13 protein-coding genes are annotated in these 17,273 nt (G+C 73.6%); 6 read left to right on the forward strand and 7 right to left on the reverse strand.

The features are described 5' to 3' along the window. Nucleotides 1-124: 124 nt before the first annotated feature. Both ACZ514_RS00220 and ACZ514_RS00225 read left to right on the forward strand, forming a co-directional pair. Nucleotides 125-1,528, forward strand: a complete 1,404-nt coding sequence (locus ACZ514_RS00220) for an 8-oxoguanine deaminase (RefSeq protein WP_468173987.1) — start codon at nt 125-127, stop codon at nt 1,526-1,528. Between the two features lie 461 nt (nt 1,529-1,989). Next, on the forward strand, nt 1,990-3,381 hold the full coding sequence (locus ACZ514_RS00225) for a nucleobase:cation symporter-2 family protein (RefSeq protein ID WP_469123691.1): 1,392 nt from the start codon (nt 1,990-1,992) through the stop codon (nt 3,379-3,381). 79 nt (nt 3,382-3,460) lie between these two features. Here ACZ514_RS00225 and ACZ514_RS00230 read toward each other — a convergent pair whose 3' ends face one another. Continuing rightward, nucleotides 3,461-4,573: an Lrp/AsnC family transcriptional regulator gene (locus ACZ514_RS00230; protein WP_469123692.1), complete on the reverse strand. Its 1,113-nt coding sequence runs from the start codon at nt 4,571-4,573 to the stop codon at nt 3,461-3,463. A 128-nt stretch (nt 4,574-4,701) separates the two neighbouring features. Between ACZ514_RS00230 and ACZ514_RS00235 the strand changes: the two genes are divergently transcribed. Together ACZ514_RS00235 and ACZ514_RS00240 are read left to right on the forward strand one after the other, a co-directional pair. Next, the gene (locus ACZ514_RS00235) at nt 4,702-6,681 is read left to right on the forward strand and encodes an ATP-binding protein (protein WP_469123693.1); all 1,980 of its coding nucleotides are present in this window, start codon (nt 4,702-4,704) and stop codon (nt 6,679-6,681) included. A gap of 192 nt (nt 6,682-6,873) precedes the next feature. Further along, on the forward strand, nt 6,874-7,941 hold the full coding sequence (locus tag ACZ514_RS00240) for a saccharopine dehydrogenase (RefSeq protein WP_468698307.1): 1,068 nt from the start codon (nt 6,874-6,876) through the stop codon (nt 7,939-7,941). Between the two features lie 95 nt (nt 7,942-8,036). Here ACZ514_RS00240 and ACZ514_RS00245 read toward each other — a convergent pair whose 3' ends face one another. Together ACZ514_RS00245 and ACZ514_RS00250 are read right to left on the reverse strand one after the other, a co-directional pair. Further along, entirely contained in the window at nt 8,037-9,317 is a 1,281-nt protein-coding gene (locus ACZ514_RS00245) for a GDSL-type esterase/lipase family protein (protein WP_469123694.1), read from the reverse strand. A 192-nt stretch (nt 9,318-9,509) separates the two neighbouring features. After that, complete coding sequence (locus ACZ514_RS00250) at nt 9,510-10,754, reverse strand: glycosyltransferase 87 family protein (protein WP_469123695.1); 1,245 nt, start codon at nt 10,752-10,754, stop codon at nt 9,510-9,512. Nucleotides 10,755-11,067: 313 nt separating this feature from the next. Here ACZ514_RS00250 and ACZ514_RS00255 point away from each other — a divergent pair, with 313 nt between their 5' ends. Then, on the forward strand, nt 11,068-12,264 hold the full coding sequence (locus ACZ514_RS00255; RefSeq protein WP_468173972.1) for an acyltransferase family protein: 1,197 nt from the start codon (nt 11,068-11,070) through the stop codon (nt 12,262-12,264). Between the two features lie 240 nt (nt 12,265-12,504). Here ACZ514_RS00255 and aceB read toward each other — a convergent pair whose 3' ends face one another. From aceB to ACZ514_RS00270, 3 genes are all read right to left on the reverse strand, one after another. Next, nucleotides 12,505-14,133, reverse strand: coding sequence for a malate synthase A (aceB, locus tag ACZ514_RS00260; protein WP_468173970.1), 1,629 nt, complete (start codon nt 14,131-14,133; stop codon nt 12,505-12,507). Nucleotides 14,134-14,384: 251 nt separating this feature from the next. Then, entirely contained in the window at nt 14,385-15,086 is a 702-nt protein-coding gene (locus ACZ514_RS00265; protein ID WP_468698294.1) for a nucleotidyltransferase family protein, read from the reverse strand. Next, complete coding sequence (locus ACZ514_RS00270) at nt 15,029-15,250, reverse strand: hypothetical protein (protein WP_468173966.1); 222 nt, start codon at nt 15,248-15,250, stop codon at nt 15,029-15,031. Before ACZ514_RS00270 ends, ACZ514_RS00265 begins: the two co-directional genes overlap by 58 nt. 89 nt (nt 15,251-15,339) lie before the next feature. Here ACZ514_RS00270 and yczR point away from each other — a divergent pair, with 89 nt between their 5' ends. After that, complete coding sequence (gene yczR, locus ACZ514_RS00275; RefSeq protein WP_469123696.1) at nt 15,340-16,827, forward strand: MocR-like transcription factor YczR; 1,488 nt, start codon at nt 15,340-15,342, stop codon at nt 16,825-16,827. A 10-nt stretch (nt 16,828-16,837) separates the two neighbouring features. Here yczR and ACZ514_RS00280 read toward each other — a convergent pair whose 3' ends face one another. Next, a complete protein-coding gene (locus tag ACZ514_RS00280; protein WP_468173962.1) occupies nt 16,838-17,203 on the reverse strand; it encodes a peptidoglycan-binding domain-containing protein in 366 nt (121 codons plus the stop codon). Nucleotides 17,204-17,273: the final 70 nt, after the last annotated feature.

Below are 17,273 nucleotides of genomic sequence, written 5' to 3' on the forward strand. Positions count from 1 at the left end.
GAATCGGCACCCGGACCACCCCACGGGCCGGCAGTACTGTCAGCTGTCAAGGCCCCGGTTCCGGCACTCAAATCCCCTGGGTTTTGCCGTGCCCGCTCCGCCACTGAAAGCACGAGGAAGTCCCATGGCAGCATCGGCAGCCCATGACAGCGCCGTAGAGCGCACCGTCATCGAGAACTGTGCGATCGCGACCGTCGACGCGAACGACACGGAGTACGCGTCGGGTCACATCGTCATCGCCGGCAACAAGATCGAGTCCATCGGCGCGGGCAGGGCCCCCGAGAACCTCGAGAACGTCGTCCGCCGCATCGACGGCACCGGGCACCTCGTGACTCCCGGTCTGGTCAACACGCACCACCACTTCTACCAGTGGATCACGCGTGGCCTGGCCACCGACCACAACCTCTTCAACTGGCTCGTCGCGCTGTACCCGACCTGGGCGCGCATCGACGAGCAGATGGCGTACACGGCGGCCCAGGGATCGCTGGCCGCGATGGCCCGCGGCGGTGTCACCACCGCGATGGACCACCACTACGTCTACCCCAAGAACTCCGGCGACCTCTCCGGCGCGATCATCCGCGCCGCGTCCGAGATGGGCGTCCGCTTCACCCTCGCCCGCGGTTCCATGGACCGCAGCGAGAAGGACGGGGGCCTGCCGCCGGACCACGCCGTCGAGACCCTCGAGGGCGCCCTGGCGGACACCGAGGCGACCATCAAGAAGTTCCACGACGCCTCCTTCGACGCCATGACCCAGGTCGCCGTCGCCCCGTGCTCCCCCTTCTCGGTCTCCACCGAGCTGCTGAAGCAGGGCGCCGAGCTGGCCCGCCGCCTCGGTGTGCGCATGCACACGCACGGCTCGGAGACCGTCGAGGAGGAGAAGTTCTGCCACGAGCTCTTCGGCATGGGCCCGACCGACTACTTCGAGTCGACCGGCTGGCTCGGTGAGGACGTGTGGATGGCGCACAGCGTCCACATGAACGACTCCGACATCGCCGCCTTCGCCCGTACGAAGACCGGTGTGGCGCACTGCCCGTCCTCCAACGCCCGTCTGGCCGCCGGCATCGCCCGCGTGCCCGACATGCTGAAGGCGGGCGTCCCGGTCGGCCTCGGCGTCGACGGCACCGCCTCCAACGAGTCCGGCGAACTGCACACCGAGCTGCGCAACGCACTGCTGATCAACCGTCTGAACCCGGTCCACCGCGAGGCCGCGCTCAACGCCCGCCAGGCCCTGCGCCTGGGCACCTACGGCGGCGCCCAGGTACTCGGCCGCGCCGACAACATCGGCTCGCTCGAGGCCGGCAAGTGCGCCGACCTCGTGCTGTGGAACCTCAGCACCTTCCTGCACTCCTCGATCGCCGACCCGGTCACCGCGCTGGTCTTCGGCGCGGCCGCCCCGGTCACCGCGTCGTTCGTCAACGGCAAGCAGATCGTGGAGAACAACCGGCTGCTCTTCGCCGACGAGGACGCGATCGCCGTGTCCACGCGGGAAGAGGCGCAGCGCCTGGCGCGGATCTCCGCACAGGGCTGATCCCCCCAGCGACCGCCGGGGGGAACCCCAGGAGTCCGGCCGGGGGGGACGGCCCCCGGCCGGCGGCCGCGGACCCGAGCGGGGTCCGCGGCAGCCGTTCCCGGGAAGCGCCCGAGGAGAGATCCGAGGGCGCTCCCGGGAGCGGTCACCGCTCCGCCCGGGACCGGTGAGCCGCGAGGACCGCCGCACGGCGCCACCCCGCCGCTCCCGCACCCCGTGACACCCCTACCCCGAGACACCCCACCGCGGCGACGGACACCCCGTGCCACGGCCACGGCACCACCAGCCCTCGGACGTGGCCGGGCCACCGCGCGGAGCCGTTCCGGGCGAATCGATTCCGCACCCCTTGGGACGACAAGTGGCGACACCACAACTCCATACAGGCTCGACCAGCACCTCTTTCGCACCACCTCCCTGACACCCACGTCCCTGCCGACGTGTTTAACCGACCGGAGGAAGCCGTGGCCGCAACGCCCAGGTTTCGCAAAGACGCAGTCGCAGTACCGGAGGAGAAGCACCCGGTCGACGAGACCTTGCCTCCGCTGAAGATGTTCACGAGCGGCCTCCAGCACGTCGCCGCCATGTACGCGGGTGTCGTGGCCCCGCCCATGATCGTCGGGCCGGCGATCGGCCTCTCCGCCACCGAGACCGCCTTCCTGATGGGTGCCTCGCTCTTCACCGCGGGGCTCGCCACCCTCCTCCAGACGCTCGGCTTCTGGAAGATCGGCGCCAAGCTCCCCTTCGTCAACGGCGTGTCCTTCGCCGGCGTGACACCGATGATCGCCATCGGCAAGGGCGAGGGGGCCGACGCCATCCCGGTCATCTTCGGCGCGATCATCGTCGCCGGACTGGTCGGATTCCTCGCCGCCCCCTATTTCGGCAAGCTCGTCCGCTTCTTCCCGCCCGTCGTGACGGGCACCGTCATCACCCTGATCGGCGTGTCGCTGCTCCCGGTGGCCTTCAACTGGTCGCAGGGCGGGAACCGCGCCGCCGCCGACTACGGCTCGATGGCGAACATCGGCATGGCCGCCCTCACCCTGGCGATCGTCCTGGTGATGCGGAAGTTCCTGCGCGGATTCCTCCAGCAGATATCCATCCTGCTCGGCCTGGTCGCCGGCACGCTGATCGCCCTGCCCCTGGGCATGACCAGCTTCGACGCCGTCAGGAACGCCTCCGTCATCGGCTTCCCGACCCCCTTCCACTTCGGCGCCCCGCAGTTCCAGGTCGCCGCCATCGTCTCGATGTGCATCGTGATGCTGGTCTGCATGACCGAGTCCACGGCCGACATCCTGGCCCTCGGCAAGATCGTCGGCCGGCCGGCGGACGCGCGGACCATCGAGGGCGGCCTGCGCGCCGACACCCTCGGCAGCGCGCTCAGCCCGCTCTTCAACGGCTTCATGTGCAGCGCCTTCGCCCAGAACATCGGCCTCGTCGCGATGACCAAGGTGCGCAGCCGCTTCGTGGTCGCCGCGGGCGGCGGCATCCTGATCCTGCTCGGCCTGTGTCCCATGGCCGCCTCCGTGATCGGTGTCGTCCCGCTGCCCGTCCTCGGCGGCGCCGGCGTGGTCCTCTTCGGCTCGGTCGCGGCCAGCGGCATCCAGACCCTGGCGGGCGCGGCCATGGAGAAGGGCGAGAACGCCCTCATCGTCGCCGCCTCGGTGGGCATCGGCCTGATCCCGATCGCCGCGCCGGACTTCTACCACGCCTTCCCGGAGGACCTGCTGGTCGTCCTCGACTCCGGCATCAGCACCGGGTGCGTGGTGGCGATCCTGCTCAACCTCGCCTTCAACCACCTCGGCTCGAAGCGGAACGCGGCGGCGGAGAGCGGCGCGGAACCGGCCTTCGTCCACTGAGCGGGGCGGCCCCGGCCGCGTCGCGCGCGGCGGCGCGTACGTCACCCACTGCGGGCGTGGCGTACGCGCCGCCGCGCGCCTACGCCGCCCCGTGCGGGCGGTCGGCCTGCTGCGGCAAGGCCTCGTCCGGCGAGGTCTCGTCCGCGGCGCCCGGCGCCGTGGCCGTCCAGATGTCCGGCGGCACCGTCCGTACCCGCCGGCCCGTCCGGTCCAGCTCCTGCGCCTCCGACTTGCGCACGTGCAGGGCCACCACCGTGTCGGTGACGCGCAGCGCCGGCACCCTGCGCGTCAGGTCGGCGGTGTACCGGGACAGCTCCTCGATGGTGCGCAGCCGGGCGCCGATCATGAAGTTCCAGGGCCCGCTGACGGACATGCAGGTCCGGGTCTCGCGCAGCCCCGCCGCCACCGCCGCGCAGTCGGCCACCTCGTGCTCGGGCACCTCCCCCCACACCGTCGCGGACACCGGCCAGCCCGTCAGCCCCGCGGCCAGCGCGCAGCTGTAGCGCAGGCTCTGCCCCGCCTCGAGCCGGCCCAGGCGGCGCCGTACGGTCGACTCGCTCATCCCCGACTCCCGGGCCAGCGAGGCCACGCTGCGCCGCGCGTCCGCCGCCAGCGCCAGCACCAGCGGCCGGTCCTCCTCGGGCATCGGGGCGACCGGCACGGGGGAGACGGCGGTCCCCTTGCGGCGTCCCCGCCCGGTCAGCAGGTCGGCCTGGGCGGGCGTCAGCTGGTCCAGGCGCCACCGGTCGGGGGAACAGTGCACCGCCGTGACCATCGAGGAGCGGGTACCGGTCACCCCGGGGATCCGCTGCACCCGGAACGAAAGGTACTGGTACAGCATGTGCAGGTTCGGTACGGCGACGAAGGCCAGCAGGTCACGGCCGCCCGTCGTGTGCTCCACCCCCATGGTGTGGGGATCGCCGGTCAGGGCCGCCCCCACCGCCGGGGAGGCGCCCGCCGCGCAGGTCACCTCGACCCATGCCATACAGGGCGCCTTCGAGCCGGTGTACAGCCCGATGCCCGAGATCCAGGCCTCCCCGGCGGCGGTCAGCCGCTCCCAGCGGCGGGCGAGCGTCTCGGGGCGCGCCCCGAGCACCTGCGCCAGGCGCTCCCAGCTGGCGCGCGGGGCGAGCTGGAGCGCGTGGACGAGCGCCCGGTCGGTGTCGTCGATGGCGGAAATGGCCGAGTTCATACCTTCCCCTGGTGGTTCTCCTGGCCATCGGCCGGTCAACCCTACTTTCGCCTGATCATCTCTCCTCGTAGGCCCGACCGCGGCACCGGGCGGTCGTGCGTGCCTGGAGGAGAGCGGGAGGAGGACCCGTGGGGGACCCCGGCTCGAGCCTGCGCCACGCGGTGCCGGCCGAACTGTCGAGCTTCGTGGGACGGGAGCGCGAGCTCGCCCGCACCACCGCCCTGCTCGGCAGGGAACGCCTGGTCAGCCTGGTCGGACCAGCGGGAATCGGCAAGACGCGGCTGGCCGTGCGGGCCGTGCGGGCCCTGGGCCGCACCCACGGTGCCGACGTGCTGTGGGCCGACCTCGCGAGCCTTCCCGACCCCCTCGGGGGCGGCCTGGAACGGGAGTGGGGGCGCCGGCTCGACGGCTGCGGGGCACTGCTGGTCCTCGACGGCTGCGAGCGGCTCGGCGCGCGCGCGGGGGAGCTGGCGGGCAGGCTGCTGGCGCGGTCACCCCGGGTGCGAATTCTGGCCACTTCCCAGCGGAGCCTCGGGTTCCACGAGGGGGCGGAGTTCGCCGTGGGTCCGCTTCCCCTGCCACCGGAACCGCGGGATCCGGCCCGTGGGCACACCGCCGCCGAGGCCGGGGAGGCGTCCCGGTACGCCTCCGTACGCCTCTACGCGGAGCGGGCGCGCGGCGCCGACCCCTCCTTCGAGCTCACCGACCGCAACGCCGGCGCCGTCGCGGCCCTGTGCCGCGCCCTCGACGGGATTCCCGGCGCGCTGGAACTGGCCGCCGGGCGCGCCGGCCGGTACCCCGCGGCCGAGGCGCTGCGCCGGCTGAGGGCCGACCCGCTCGGCTTCTTCGCGGAGGGCGCGGGCCGGGCCGGCGGGGACGACGCCCCGCGCGCACACCTGCCGGCCTCGCCCGGGGAGCGGTTGCTGTGGACCCGGCTGTCCGTCTTCGAGGGCTCCTTCGACGAGGCCGCCGTGGCCCAGGTGTGCGGTTTCGGCGAGCTCGGCCCCGAGGAGGCCGTCGAAACCCTGCGCCGGCTCGCCCCCGCCCTGCTCACGGAGCCGGGGGAGCCGGGCCGCTACCGGCTGCCCCTGTCCGTACGGGCCCACGAGGCCCGGCGGCTCGCGGACGAGCCCGGCGGCGCGGCGGCCCTGGCCGCCCGGCGCCACCACGAGCGGTGCCGCGTCATCGCCGAACGGGCCGCCTGGCTGTGGCGGTCGGGGGCGCAGCCGCAGGCACGCGCCCTGGCCCTGCGGGAGCTGCCCGACCTGCGCCTCGCGATGGACCCGCTGTCCGGGACCGGCCCGGCGGGCGCCCTGGAGGTCGCCGTGTCGCTGTGGTTCCTGTGGGCGGCCTGCGGACTGGCGACCGAGGGACGCCGGCACCTCGAGCGCGCCCTCGCCCTGCACCCGGAGCCCCGGCCGGCCCGCGCGCTGTGGCTGGCGGCCTGGCTGGCGGCCGCCTCCGGCCGGCCCGAGGACGCCGATCCGCTGCTCGTGGAGGCCTGGAGCGCGGCCGTAATGGAGGGGGAGGACGCCGTCCTGGCCTACCTCGCCCACGCCCGGGGCACCGTGGCGCTGTGGAAGGACCGGCCCGGCGAGGCCGCCGACGAGTACCGGGACGCCCTCGGACAGCTCCCGCCGGAGCCGGAGTTCGGCCCGGGCCGGGAGGTGCTGCGGGCCGCCCTGACGATGGCGCTCGCGCACACCGACCCGGCGTCCGTGCCGGTGGAGGAGGGCGTTCCGGGAGGCCCCGCCGACCTGTGGGCCCGGTCCTGGTCCGACTACGGCCACGCGGTGGTGCAGCGACGTCAGGGCCGTCCCGCCCTGGCCCGGACCCGGCTGGTGGCCGCCCTGGAGATCCAGTTGGCCCTCGGGGACCGGCTGGGACAGGCCTTCTCGGCGGAGCTGCTGGCCGAACTGGAGGCCGGTCTCGGCCGCTACGAGCAATCCGCGAAGCTGCTCGGCGCGGTCCACGCCCACCGCCCCGCCGCCGCCTCCGCCCCGCGCGCCGAGCGGATCCTGCGCCTCCGGATGACCCCGGAGGCCTTCCGCGCGGCGCACGCCGAGGGTTCCCGGGGCACCCTGAGGGACCTGCTGCCGGAACTCTGAGCCGCGGGTCACCGGTTGGGGCGCGAGGTGCCCCGGGGACGGGAGTTCCGGCACCGATCCGGCGTACCGCGTCAAGGACGCGGAAAGACATCGCATAGCGCCGGGCCGGCTCCCGCGGGCCCGGGGTCCGGCCGGCCGGACCGGAAGGGACGCCTGGCCCCCCACCCCTCTGACCGGACAGGTGGTACAGCGATGGCCGAAACCCCGCAGCTGTGGATGCGCAGCGAGACCCGCCCCACCGAACGGCGCGCCCCCCTGACCCCGGAGGACGCCGAGCGGCTCGTCCGGCAGGGCGTACGGATCACCGTGGAGGACTCCGGCCACCGGGTCTTCCCGCTCGACGCGTACGAGGCGGCCGGCTGCCGCACCGTGCCGGCCGGCTCCTGGTCGCGGGCCGCGCCCGGATCCGCGTACGTCCTCGGCCTGAAGGAACTCCCGCCGACGCCCGAACGTCTGCACCACCGCCACGTCTACTTCGGGCACGCCTACAAGGGCCAGGCGCAGGCCCCCGGACTGCTGCGCCGGTTCGCCGCGGGCGGCGGGACCCTGCTCGACCTGGAGTACCTCGCCGACGCGCGGGGCCGCCGACTGGCCGCCTTCGGCTACTGGGCCGGGTACGCGGGCGCCGCCCTCGCCGCACTGCACGCCCGCGGCGCGCTCACCGCCCCGCTGGTCCCGCTGCCCCGGCCGGAGCTGGACGCCCGTCTGCGCGCGGCGGCCCCCGACGGGTTACGGGCGCTGGTCATCGGCGCCGGCGGCCGCAGCGGCCGCGGCGCCTGCGACGCCCTCACCACCGCCGGGATCCCGGTCACCCGCTGGGACCGCACCGCGACCCGCCGCCTGGACCGCGCCGCGCTCCTCGGCCACGACATCCTGGTCAACGCGGTGCTCACCACCCGGCCCGTACCGCCCTTCCTGACCCGGGCCGACCTGGAGGGCGTCCCCCGGCGGCTCTCGGTGATCGCCGACATCACCTGTGACACCGGATCAGAGCTGCACCTGCTCCCCGTGTACGACCGCCTGACCGACTGGACGGCCCCGGCGCGGCGCCTGCCGGTGGGCGGCCCGCCGCTGGACGTGATCGCCATCGACAACCTGCCGTCCCTCCTGCCGGCCGAGGCGGCCCGCGCCTTCTCGGCGGACCTGCTCCCCAAGCTCCTCGCCCTGCACGCGCCGTCCCCGGACCCGGACTGGCTGCGCTGCCGGGCGGCCTTCACCACGGCACTGGCGGCACTGGCGGGCCCGGAGCGGGCGGCCTGAGTCCCGTAGGCACCGGCCCGCCCGGCGCCCGGCACCGCACCCCGCCCCGATGACGCGGAGGGGTGCGGCACCGGCCGGCACGGTCCTGCCGCGGTCTACGGAGCGGCCGCCAGGAACATCCCGGTGTGGTCGCCCCCGGCGGTGTTCTTGCAGCTCTGGGCCGAGTCCGCGGGCTGGGCCACGGCCAGGGCCAGACAGCGGCCGACGGCCAGCTGGCCGAAGTAGTTCGGGTGCATGGACTCCTGGACCAGGCCCTGCGACTCGTTGTTGTCGATCCAGCGCGCCCACTCGCTCGTCCTCGCCGACGCGGGGACGGCCGAGCTGACCTGCTTGCTGGCCTTCGCGCAGACCTCACGCCCCTGGAGCATGTCCCGCAGGTCCAGGAACTGCACGCCCTTGGCCGCAGCGACCCCCTTGATGCGGTTCGCGATCTGCGGCACGAGCGAGTCCCGGGCCCAGTCGGAGTCCCGGTTCCAGAACGGGCACCCGCCGGTGTTGAGCCGGCTCCAGTCACTCTGGGTGTACCGGTTCTCGGCGCCCCGGGGAATGGGGGAGGGGTAGGACTGGAGCACGATCCGGTACGAGGAGTCCGCGTACCCGGCCTGGCGCATCACGGCCCGGATCTCGTCGACCGACTTGCCGACGCCGGCCATGACGGCGTCGATCTTCCGGTCGACCCCGGCCTGCTGGTCGTCGTAGCAGTACGAGCCCCACAGCACGAAGTCGTACGCGCAGTCCTTGATGATGTCGGCGAAGCCGAGGTCGTTGCCGCCGATGGACAGCGCGATCACCTTGACGTCGCGGGCGGCGGCCACCGCCGCCAGCTGGTCCGCCTGCGGCGCCTCGCCCTTGTAGGCCACGCCCCCGTTGACGGCGCGGAAGACGTTCTGCGAGGTCGCCCCGGAGCAGGCCAGGTTGACCGCCGTCTCGGCGATGGCGCCCGCGCTCAGCACCTCGGCCGAGTCGGAGCGGTGGCATCCGCCCGCGGTGGTGCCGTAGACCCTGGCGGGGTCGTAGGAACTGCCGCTGACCCACGCCCGGTCGGTGCCGTTCCTGCTCCCGGTGTTGGTCAGGCTGTTGCCCTTCCAGCGCCCGGCCTCGCCGGAGATGTAGCTGTCGCCCATGGACACCACGGCGGTGGGTCCCGTCCCGGGCCCGGCCACCGCCGTCCCGGCGCCGCCGGCGAGCAGCGCGGCGGCGAGCGGGAGCACCATCCCGGCCCCGGCGAGTCGTCGCACACGACGCGGGGCGGCCCGGCCCTCGCCGGCCTTGCGGAATCCGATCACTGCGGAACTCCTGCGGTCGGCCACGCCGAAGTCGGCAACAACTTCGGTGCGTGGCTTGGAAAGTGGGGGTACCGCCGGCGCCGGTGGCATCGGAAAGGTGACACGGGCCCACTTGTTACCGCTAGGTACAGTCAGGTTACGATGCAGTAACGTCCGACCGGTCGGTCGGGCGCCGCCGCCGCGACCGCGCGCGTCCGGGCGGTCGGCCGCGGGCGCGACGGAGCCGGGCGCGACGGAGCCGGGCGCGTCGGCACGCGCCCGGCTCCGGTGTGCTGCGAGAGGTCAGACGAGCGACGGCTCCGGCCGCTGGTCCGCTTCCCCGTCGCGCGCGGTGCGGACGGGAGCGGTGCGGGCGGGGGCCGGGGCCGGCCCGGCCGGGCGGCGGCCGACGGCCCGCGAGGCGAGCGTGGCGGCCGAGACCAGATTGGTGAACAGGACCCGGTAGTTGAAGGTGTTCCAGGCGGTGACGAACGGCAGCACCAGCCCGCTCGCCATCGGGACGTAACCGATCCAGAACCACGGGGAACGCGCGGCCGCACCGGGCGTCAGCACGGTCGCGGCCATCGGCACCAGGACGATCAGGGTGTAGTGGTCGAAGGACGGCTTGGTGCCGAGGAAGGCCGCCAGCATCAGCATGGTGCTGGTCTCCACCAGCCGCAGGCCCTCGTGGCCGCCCTTGCGCCAGCGGAGCCAGGCCAGCAGGACCATGACGGCCGCCGCGGCCACGCCGGCGGCTCCGGCCGCGCCCTCCGCGAGACCCAGCCGGGTCAGCACGTTGGCGACCGACGCGTCGAACGGCGCCGCGAAGCCGCCCTGGCCGCCGAGCAGGTAGGGCAGCGTCTTGGTGAGGAACAGCGTCGGCCGGGGCATCATCGCGCCGGCCGCCACCGCGATCGCCGCCGGCACCACGACCGCGACGGCGAGGGCCTTGAACTGCCGGGCCATTAGGAAGAGCAGCACGACGGGAGCGAGGATCGGCTTGACGCTGATGGCCACGCCGAACACCACGGCGGCCGCCACCCAGCGGCGGCCGGCGGCCAGCAGCAGCACCGCCGGGAGGGCCATCACGTAACCGGAGGTCCAGTTGCCGATCTGCACGACGTTGGTGAACGGCACCAGGAAGCAGAGCGCGATCACGCCCAGCACGGCCAGCCGGCTCAGCGCCGGGACCCGGAACAGGCGCAGCGACAGGAACCAGCCGACCGCTATGAGGCCGATGCCGACGAGGGGCAGCAGGTCCAGCCGGGTCTCCAGGGAGAACCAGAGCCACGGCACGCCGGCCAGGACGCCCGGCGGCAGATAGAGGAAACGTTCCTCCTCGTAGGGGGGCTTGCCCTGGCTGAAGACTTCCGCGGCCTTGATGACCCACTCGTTGTCGAGGCCGACGTTGCCCGCGGTCCGGGCCTGGTAATAGACGTTGGCCAGCAGTGCGACCGCCGTCACCATCAGGGCCACCGGTGCCCGTCCTCGGAGCCAGTCCGCGATTCGCGGGTCGGTGCCGGAACCGCCGCCGGCGGCTCCCGCCACACGCCGTCTTCTTCCGGGCGCGCTACGCATGGGACGATCCATTCGGTGTCGATGTCGGCCGTTGTCGCCACGTGGCTGCCATCGGCGCCGTGACCGGCCGGGGCCGGCTGGAGGGGCCGCCGCGGTCACCTTACCTGGTGGCCCCGGGGAGCCCCCCGGCGAGGTGAGGTGCCGTCAGGGAGCGTGGCCGCGGGCCTCCCTTCCGCGTACGGGTGTGGGCCGTTTGGTCGGGTTTGCCCATGGTATGCTGGTCGGGTTTGTTTGATTCGTACTGAGGGGGGATCCCCCGCACCGGCCCCCGAAAGCGTTGTCGATGGTCTCCCCCGTCAGTTCCCCGCCGGTCTCCGTGCCGCCGCCTCCGGTGGCCCAGTCGGGGGAGGCGGCGGGCACGGGAACGACCGCCGTCAAGCGGCCCCGCCTCTACGTGCTGGACGGCCTCCGGCTGATCGCCGCGATGGGGGTCGTGCTCTGGCACTGGCTCGGGGTCGAGCGCTTCCCCCAGGTCTGGCACGGCAAGCCCAGCGAGCTGATGCCGGCCGGTCACCTGGTCGGCGCGTACAGCTGGACCGGCGTGGAGCTGTTCTTCCTGATCAGCGGCTTCGTCATCTGCATGTCCTGCTGGGGCCGTTCGGTCGGCGACTTCGTCACCTCACGGGTGGTCCGCCTCTTCCCCGCCTACTGGGTGGCGGTACTGCTCACGGCCGGCTGCCTGCTGGTCGTGCCGACCATCTGGGGCGACAACACCCAGCGGCCGACCCTCTCACGGGTCCTGACCAACCTGAGCATGGCCAACATGCCGGTCGGGGTGGACAACCTGGACCCGGTCTACTGGACCCTCTGGGCCGAGCTCCGGTTCTACCTGCTGTTCGGCGTGCTCGTCGCGATCGGCCTGACCTACCGTCGGGTGCTGGCGTTCTGCGGGATCTGGGGGGCCGCGGCGCTGGTGGCGACCGCGGCGGAATCCCCGCTGCTCACGGTGATCACCCAGCCCACCTACGCCTGGTACTTCATCGCGGGCGTCGCGATCTTCCTGATGTACCGGTTCGGCGCCAACCTGCTGCTCTGGGGCGTCGTCGGATTCTGCTGGCTGATGTCGCAGGACTCCCTGCGCGGTGTGGTCGACGGCTATGAGTTCGGTGCCGAGCACCGGCTCTCCTGGACCCTCACGCTGTTCTGCACCACCGTCGCCTACGGCGTCGTCATCGCCGCCGCGCTGGGTGCGTTCAACTGGATCCGGTGGAAGTGGCTGACCGTCGCCGGGGCCCTGACCTACCCGCTCTACCTGCTGCACCAGATGATCGGCTGGCAGGTGATCGCCCGTCTGCGCGCGCACCTGGACCCGTACCCGACGCTGATCGCGGTCACCCTGATCATGCTGGTCGTGTCCTATCTGGTGCACCGGCTGGTGGAGCGCCCGCTCGCGCCCTGGATGAAGCGGAAGCTGGACGCCTCCTTCGCCCAGGTCCGCAAGGACGTGCGGGCCGGGCGCGGGACCGGCCCGAGGGCCTGACCGGCCGGTCCTCGCCGGCCGGAGCGGCGTTCCCCGCCCCGGACCGCACGGCACGCGCCGCACCGCGCGCCCCGCACCGCACGCACCGCACCCCACCTCCGGCATTCCGGTCCGGGGTACCGGGGCGCCCGCACCCGCGCGAACAGCTCCGCCCCCGGCGCCTCGAGGGCGGCGGGGGCGGAGCCGGGCTCGGCTGCTGTGCGATTCAGCCGAAGGAGGCGGCGCGGGCCGTGCGCGGGGTCAGCCGACCAGCTGGTCGTACGCGGGGAGGGTGAGGAAGTCCGCGTAGTCGGCGTCCAGGGAGACCTGGAGCAGGAGGTCGTGGGCCTGCTGCCACTTCCCGGCCGTGAAGGCCTCCTCGCCGACCTCGGCGCGGATGGCGTCGAGTTCCTCGGCGGCGATCGCCCGGGTCAGGTCCGCCGTGGCGCGCACGGGCTCGCCGTCGTGCTCGAAGACGACTCCGGCGTTGATCCACTGCCAGATCTGGGAACGCGAGATCTCCGCCGTCGCGGCGTCCTCCATCAGGCCGAAGATGCCGACGGCGCCCAGGCCGCGCAGCCAGGCCTCGATGTAGCGGATGCCGACCTGGACCGCGTTGCGCAGGCCCTCGTAGGTGGGCTTGGCGTCCAGCGAGTCGATCGCGATCAGGTCGCCGGGGGCCACGGAGACGTCCTCGCGGAGGCGGTCCTTCTGGTGGGGCCTGTCGCCCAGGACGGCGTCGAAGGAGGCCATCGCGATCGGGACCAGGTCGGGGTGGGCGACCCAGGAGCCGTCGAAGCCGTCGTTCGCCTCGCGGTCCTTGTCGGCCTTGACCTTCTCGAAGGCGACCCGGTTGGCCTCGGCGTCCTTGCGGGACGGGATGAAGGCCGCCATGCCGCCGATGGCGTGCGCGCCGCGCTTGTGGCAGGTGCGGACGAGCAGCTCGGTGTAGGCGCGCATGAAGGGGGCGGTCATCGTCACCGCGTTGCGGTCCGGCAGGACGAACTTCTCGCCGCCGTCCCGGAAGTTCTTGACGATGGAGAACAGGTAGTCCCAGCGGCCCGCGTTCAGGCCCGCCGCGTGGTCCTTGAGCTCGAAGAGGATCTCTTCCATCTCGTAGGCCGCGGTGATGGTCTCGATGAGGACGGTCGCGCGGACGGTGCCCTGGGGGATGCCGACGTAGTCCTGGGCGAAGACGAAGATGTCGTTCCAGAGGCGGGCCTCGAGGTGCGACTCGGTCTTCGGGAGGTAGAAGTACGGGCCCTTGCCGAGGTCGATCAGACGCTGGGCGTTGTGGAAGAAGTAGAGGCCGAAGTCCACGAGGGAGCCGGAGGCCGGGCCGCCCTCGAAGCGCAGATGGCGCTCTTGGAGGTGCCAGCCGCGCGGGCGCATGACGACGGTCGCGAGCTGGTCGGCGGGCTTGAGGGCGTAGGCCTTGCCGGTGCGCGGGTCGGTGAAGTCGATGCGGCGCTCGTAGGCGTCGATGAGGTTGAGCTGGCCGAGGACGACGTTCTCCCAGGTGGGAGCCGAGGCGTCCTCGAAGTCGGCGAGCCAGACCTTGGCGCCCGAGTTGAGGGCGTTGATGGTCATCTTGCGGTCGGTCGGACCGGTGATCTCCACGCGGCGGTCGTTCAGGGCGGCCGGGGCCGGCGCGACCTTCCAGTCGCCCTCGCGGACCTGTGCGGTGTCCGGGAGGAAGTCGAGCGTGGAGGTGCGGGCGATCTCGGCGCGCCGCTCGCCGCGCCGGGCGAGGAGCTCCGCGCGGCGGGGTGCGAACCGCCGGTGGAGCTCGGCCACGAACGCGAGGGCCGCATCGGTGAGGACTTCGTCCTGCCGGGGCAGGGGCTCGGCGTCGACGATGGCCAGCGGGGACGGCGCTGGTGCGGACATATCTGTCACTCCTTCAGCGGCGGTGCCTTGCGGCCGCGGGGAATGCTCGCGCGGGACGGCACGCGGTGCCGCCGGGTGTGGAGAGTTCCGTGTAACGGTCGCGGGCGCCGTCTGGGGGTTCAGGGCGCTTCTGACCAGTGGATAGTAATTTCCTCATGGTGGAAGTTCAATGGTTTGTTGATGTCGAGATTCTCTGGGTCGACAGATTCCGATCCACGGTGGCCCTCAGTGCCACCGCGATCACGCCGCGCTCAGACGAGGCGCGCCAGATCGGGCGGGGTGTCGATGTCGAAGGCGGCCGCGACGTCCCCGCACTCCACCAGCATGACCTCGGCGGCGTGTTTCCTCAGGTGGGCGCGCGCACCCTGGTCCCCGGTCGCGGTCGCCGCCACGTCCGCCCAGCGGTCCGCCCCGAACAGCACCGGGTGCCCCCGTTCCCCGTCGTAGGCCGCCGCCACCAGGCTCGACGGCGACCGGTACGCCTCCCGCACCCGGGCCACCGCTTCGGGCCCGATGCCCGGCTGGTCCACCAGGGACACCAGGGCCGCGCGGGCCCCCGTACCGGCCAGCGAGGCGAGGCCGGCCCGCAGCGAGGAGCCCATGCCCTCGGCCCAGTCCGGGTTGTCCACCACCACGCACCCCGCCAGGTCGGCGCGCTCGCGCACCTCGGCGGCCGAGGCGCCGAGCACCACGTGCACCGGCCCGCAGCCGGCCTCCCGCAGGACGCGCACGGCGTTCTCGACGAGCGGCCGCCCCCGGTAGGGGAGCAGGGCCTTGGGGCGGCCGCCCAGCCGGCGTCCCCCGCCGGCGGCCAGGAGCAGGCCGGCGACGAGCGGCGGGTCCTGCCCGGCCGGCCCGCCGGGAGCTCCGCCGGGGGCGGGGGCGGCCGAAGGGGTCACAGCGGCAGCGGGGAGACCGGAGCCGGCTTCGCGGGAGTGTTCGACTGCTGACATGACAGCGATTCTCGCCGCCCCTTCCCCCGGACGGGTGGCAATCCCGCCAGCAGCCGCCGTACGGAGGCCAGCGCCGCCCCGATCCGCAGCGGCTCGGAGATCCGGTTCTCGGCGGCGGCCACCAGGGCCCGCTCGTCACGGTCGGTGAACACGTCGTGCGGCATCGGGGAGCGCTCCTTGCCAATCGGGGGCCAATACCGCGAGTCTGGACCCCGATTGGCCCGGCCGGCAGAGCCAATCGGGGGAGGTTGGCATGGCGAACGGACGAGTGGTCCACACGGCGGACAGGACGCTGGGGAGCAGGCAGCTCGCCGCCCTGCTCCCGCCCGGGGTGCTGGCCCGCCCCGGCTACCGCGCCCTCGCCGACGCCGTCCGCACCCTGATCCTGGACGGCCGGATCGCCCTGCACGTCCGGCTGCCCGCAGAACGCGAGCTGGCCGAGGCCGTCGGCGCCAGCCGCGCCACCGTCACCGGCGCGTACGACCTGCTCCGGGAGAGCGGCTACGTCCGCAGCCGGCGCGGCTCCGGCACCTGGACCGAGCTCCCCGACGGGCACGCGCCGGTCGGCGCCCACGCCCTCCTCGGAGCGGGCGGCCACAGCGCCGGCGGCGACCCCGGCATCGACCTCGCCATCGCCGCGATGGGAGCCCCGGACGGCAGCCTCGCCGAGGCCCTGGCCCGGGTCGCCCCGCGCCTGCCCGCCCTCACCCGCACCCCCGGCTACCACCCCTTCGGGCTGCCCGACCTGCGCGCCGCCGTCGCGGACCGCTTCACCCGGCGCGGGCTGCCCACCCGCTCCGAGCAGATCCTGGTCACCGCCGGGGCCCAGCAGGCCTTCGCCCTGGTGATCGGCCTGCTCTGCCGGCCCGGGGACCGGGTCGTCACCGAGAGCCCCACCTACGCCAACGCCCTCGACGCCCTGCGCCACGCCCGCCTGCGCACCGGGTCCATCGCCGTCTCCGACACCGGCTGGGACATGGAGATCGCCGAGTCGACGCTGCGCCAGACCGTGCCCAGGCTCGCGTACGCGATCCCCGACTTCCAGAATCCGACGGGCGCCCTGATGCCGGAGGAACAGCGGCAGCGGCTGCTCGCGGTGACCCGGGCCACCGGCACCTGGCTGGTGGTCGACGAGACCATCGCCGACATCGCGCTGGACGTCCCCGCCCCCGCGCCGCTCGCCTCCCTCGCCCCGCGGTCGGGCGCCGACCACGTGATCACCATCGGCTCGCTCAGCAAGACGCACTGGGGCGGGCTCCGGGTGGGCTGGATCCGGGCCACCGCCAAGCTCATAGCCGAGCTGACCGCCGTACGGGTCTCGGCCGACATGACCGGCTCGGTGCTCGACCAGCTGGTGGCGCTCCCGCTGCTGGAGGACCTCGACCGGTCCCTGCCCGAGCGGCTCGCGCAGCTGCGCACCCACCGGTCGGCCCTCGTGTCGGCGCTCCAGCGGCACACCCCCGAGTGGTCCTGGCAGCTGCCGCCCGGCGGTCTCTCGCTCTGGGTGGACCTCGGCGAGCCGGTCAGCTCCGCCCTCGCCGAGCGCGCGGCCGCGGCCGGGGTGCACATCGGCCGCGGGGCCCGCTTCGGCGTGGACCCGGGCACCTTCGAGCACCGCCTGCGCCTCCCGTACACCCTGCCGCCCGACCGTCTGGAGGAGGGCGTACGCCGCCTCGCCGAGGCCTTCCACGACGGCGTCCCGCTGGCACCGGCGGTCGAGCGGCCGTACTGGGTGGCGTGAGCCGGGCGGCTCAGCCGTGCCGGAGTTCGGCCCAGGTCGCGGCGTCGACCGCACCGGTGACGGGAAGGCCCCGCAGGCCCTGGAAGTACCGCGTGGCCGAGGCGGCGTCGGGCCCGAAGACGTCCACGGGCTCCTCCCCGGTCGTCTGCAGGCCCGTCCAGAAGTTCAGCAGGCAGCGCGCCTCGAGCACCGTCCGGCCCCTGGCCCCGGCCGCCACGGTGGGCGGCGGGGTGCGGTTGTCGTAGCCGCAGCTCAGCCCGGTGGGCTCGGGCCCGTCGGCCGCGGCGGCGGAACCGGCCGTCAGCGCGGTACCGCCGACGAGGAGGGAACAGATCAGCGCGGGCGCGGCCGCGGCGCGTGTCAGTAAGCGATTCATGGTCCAGACCTTAATGATCACGAGCGTCCGGCGAAAGCGATATCGGGGGTGTCCGGAATCAGACGGCGGG

Source organism: Streptomyces sp. NPDC034086 (assembly GCF_055575515.1).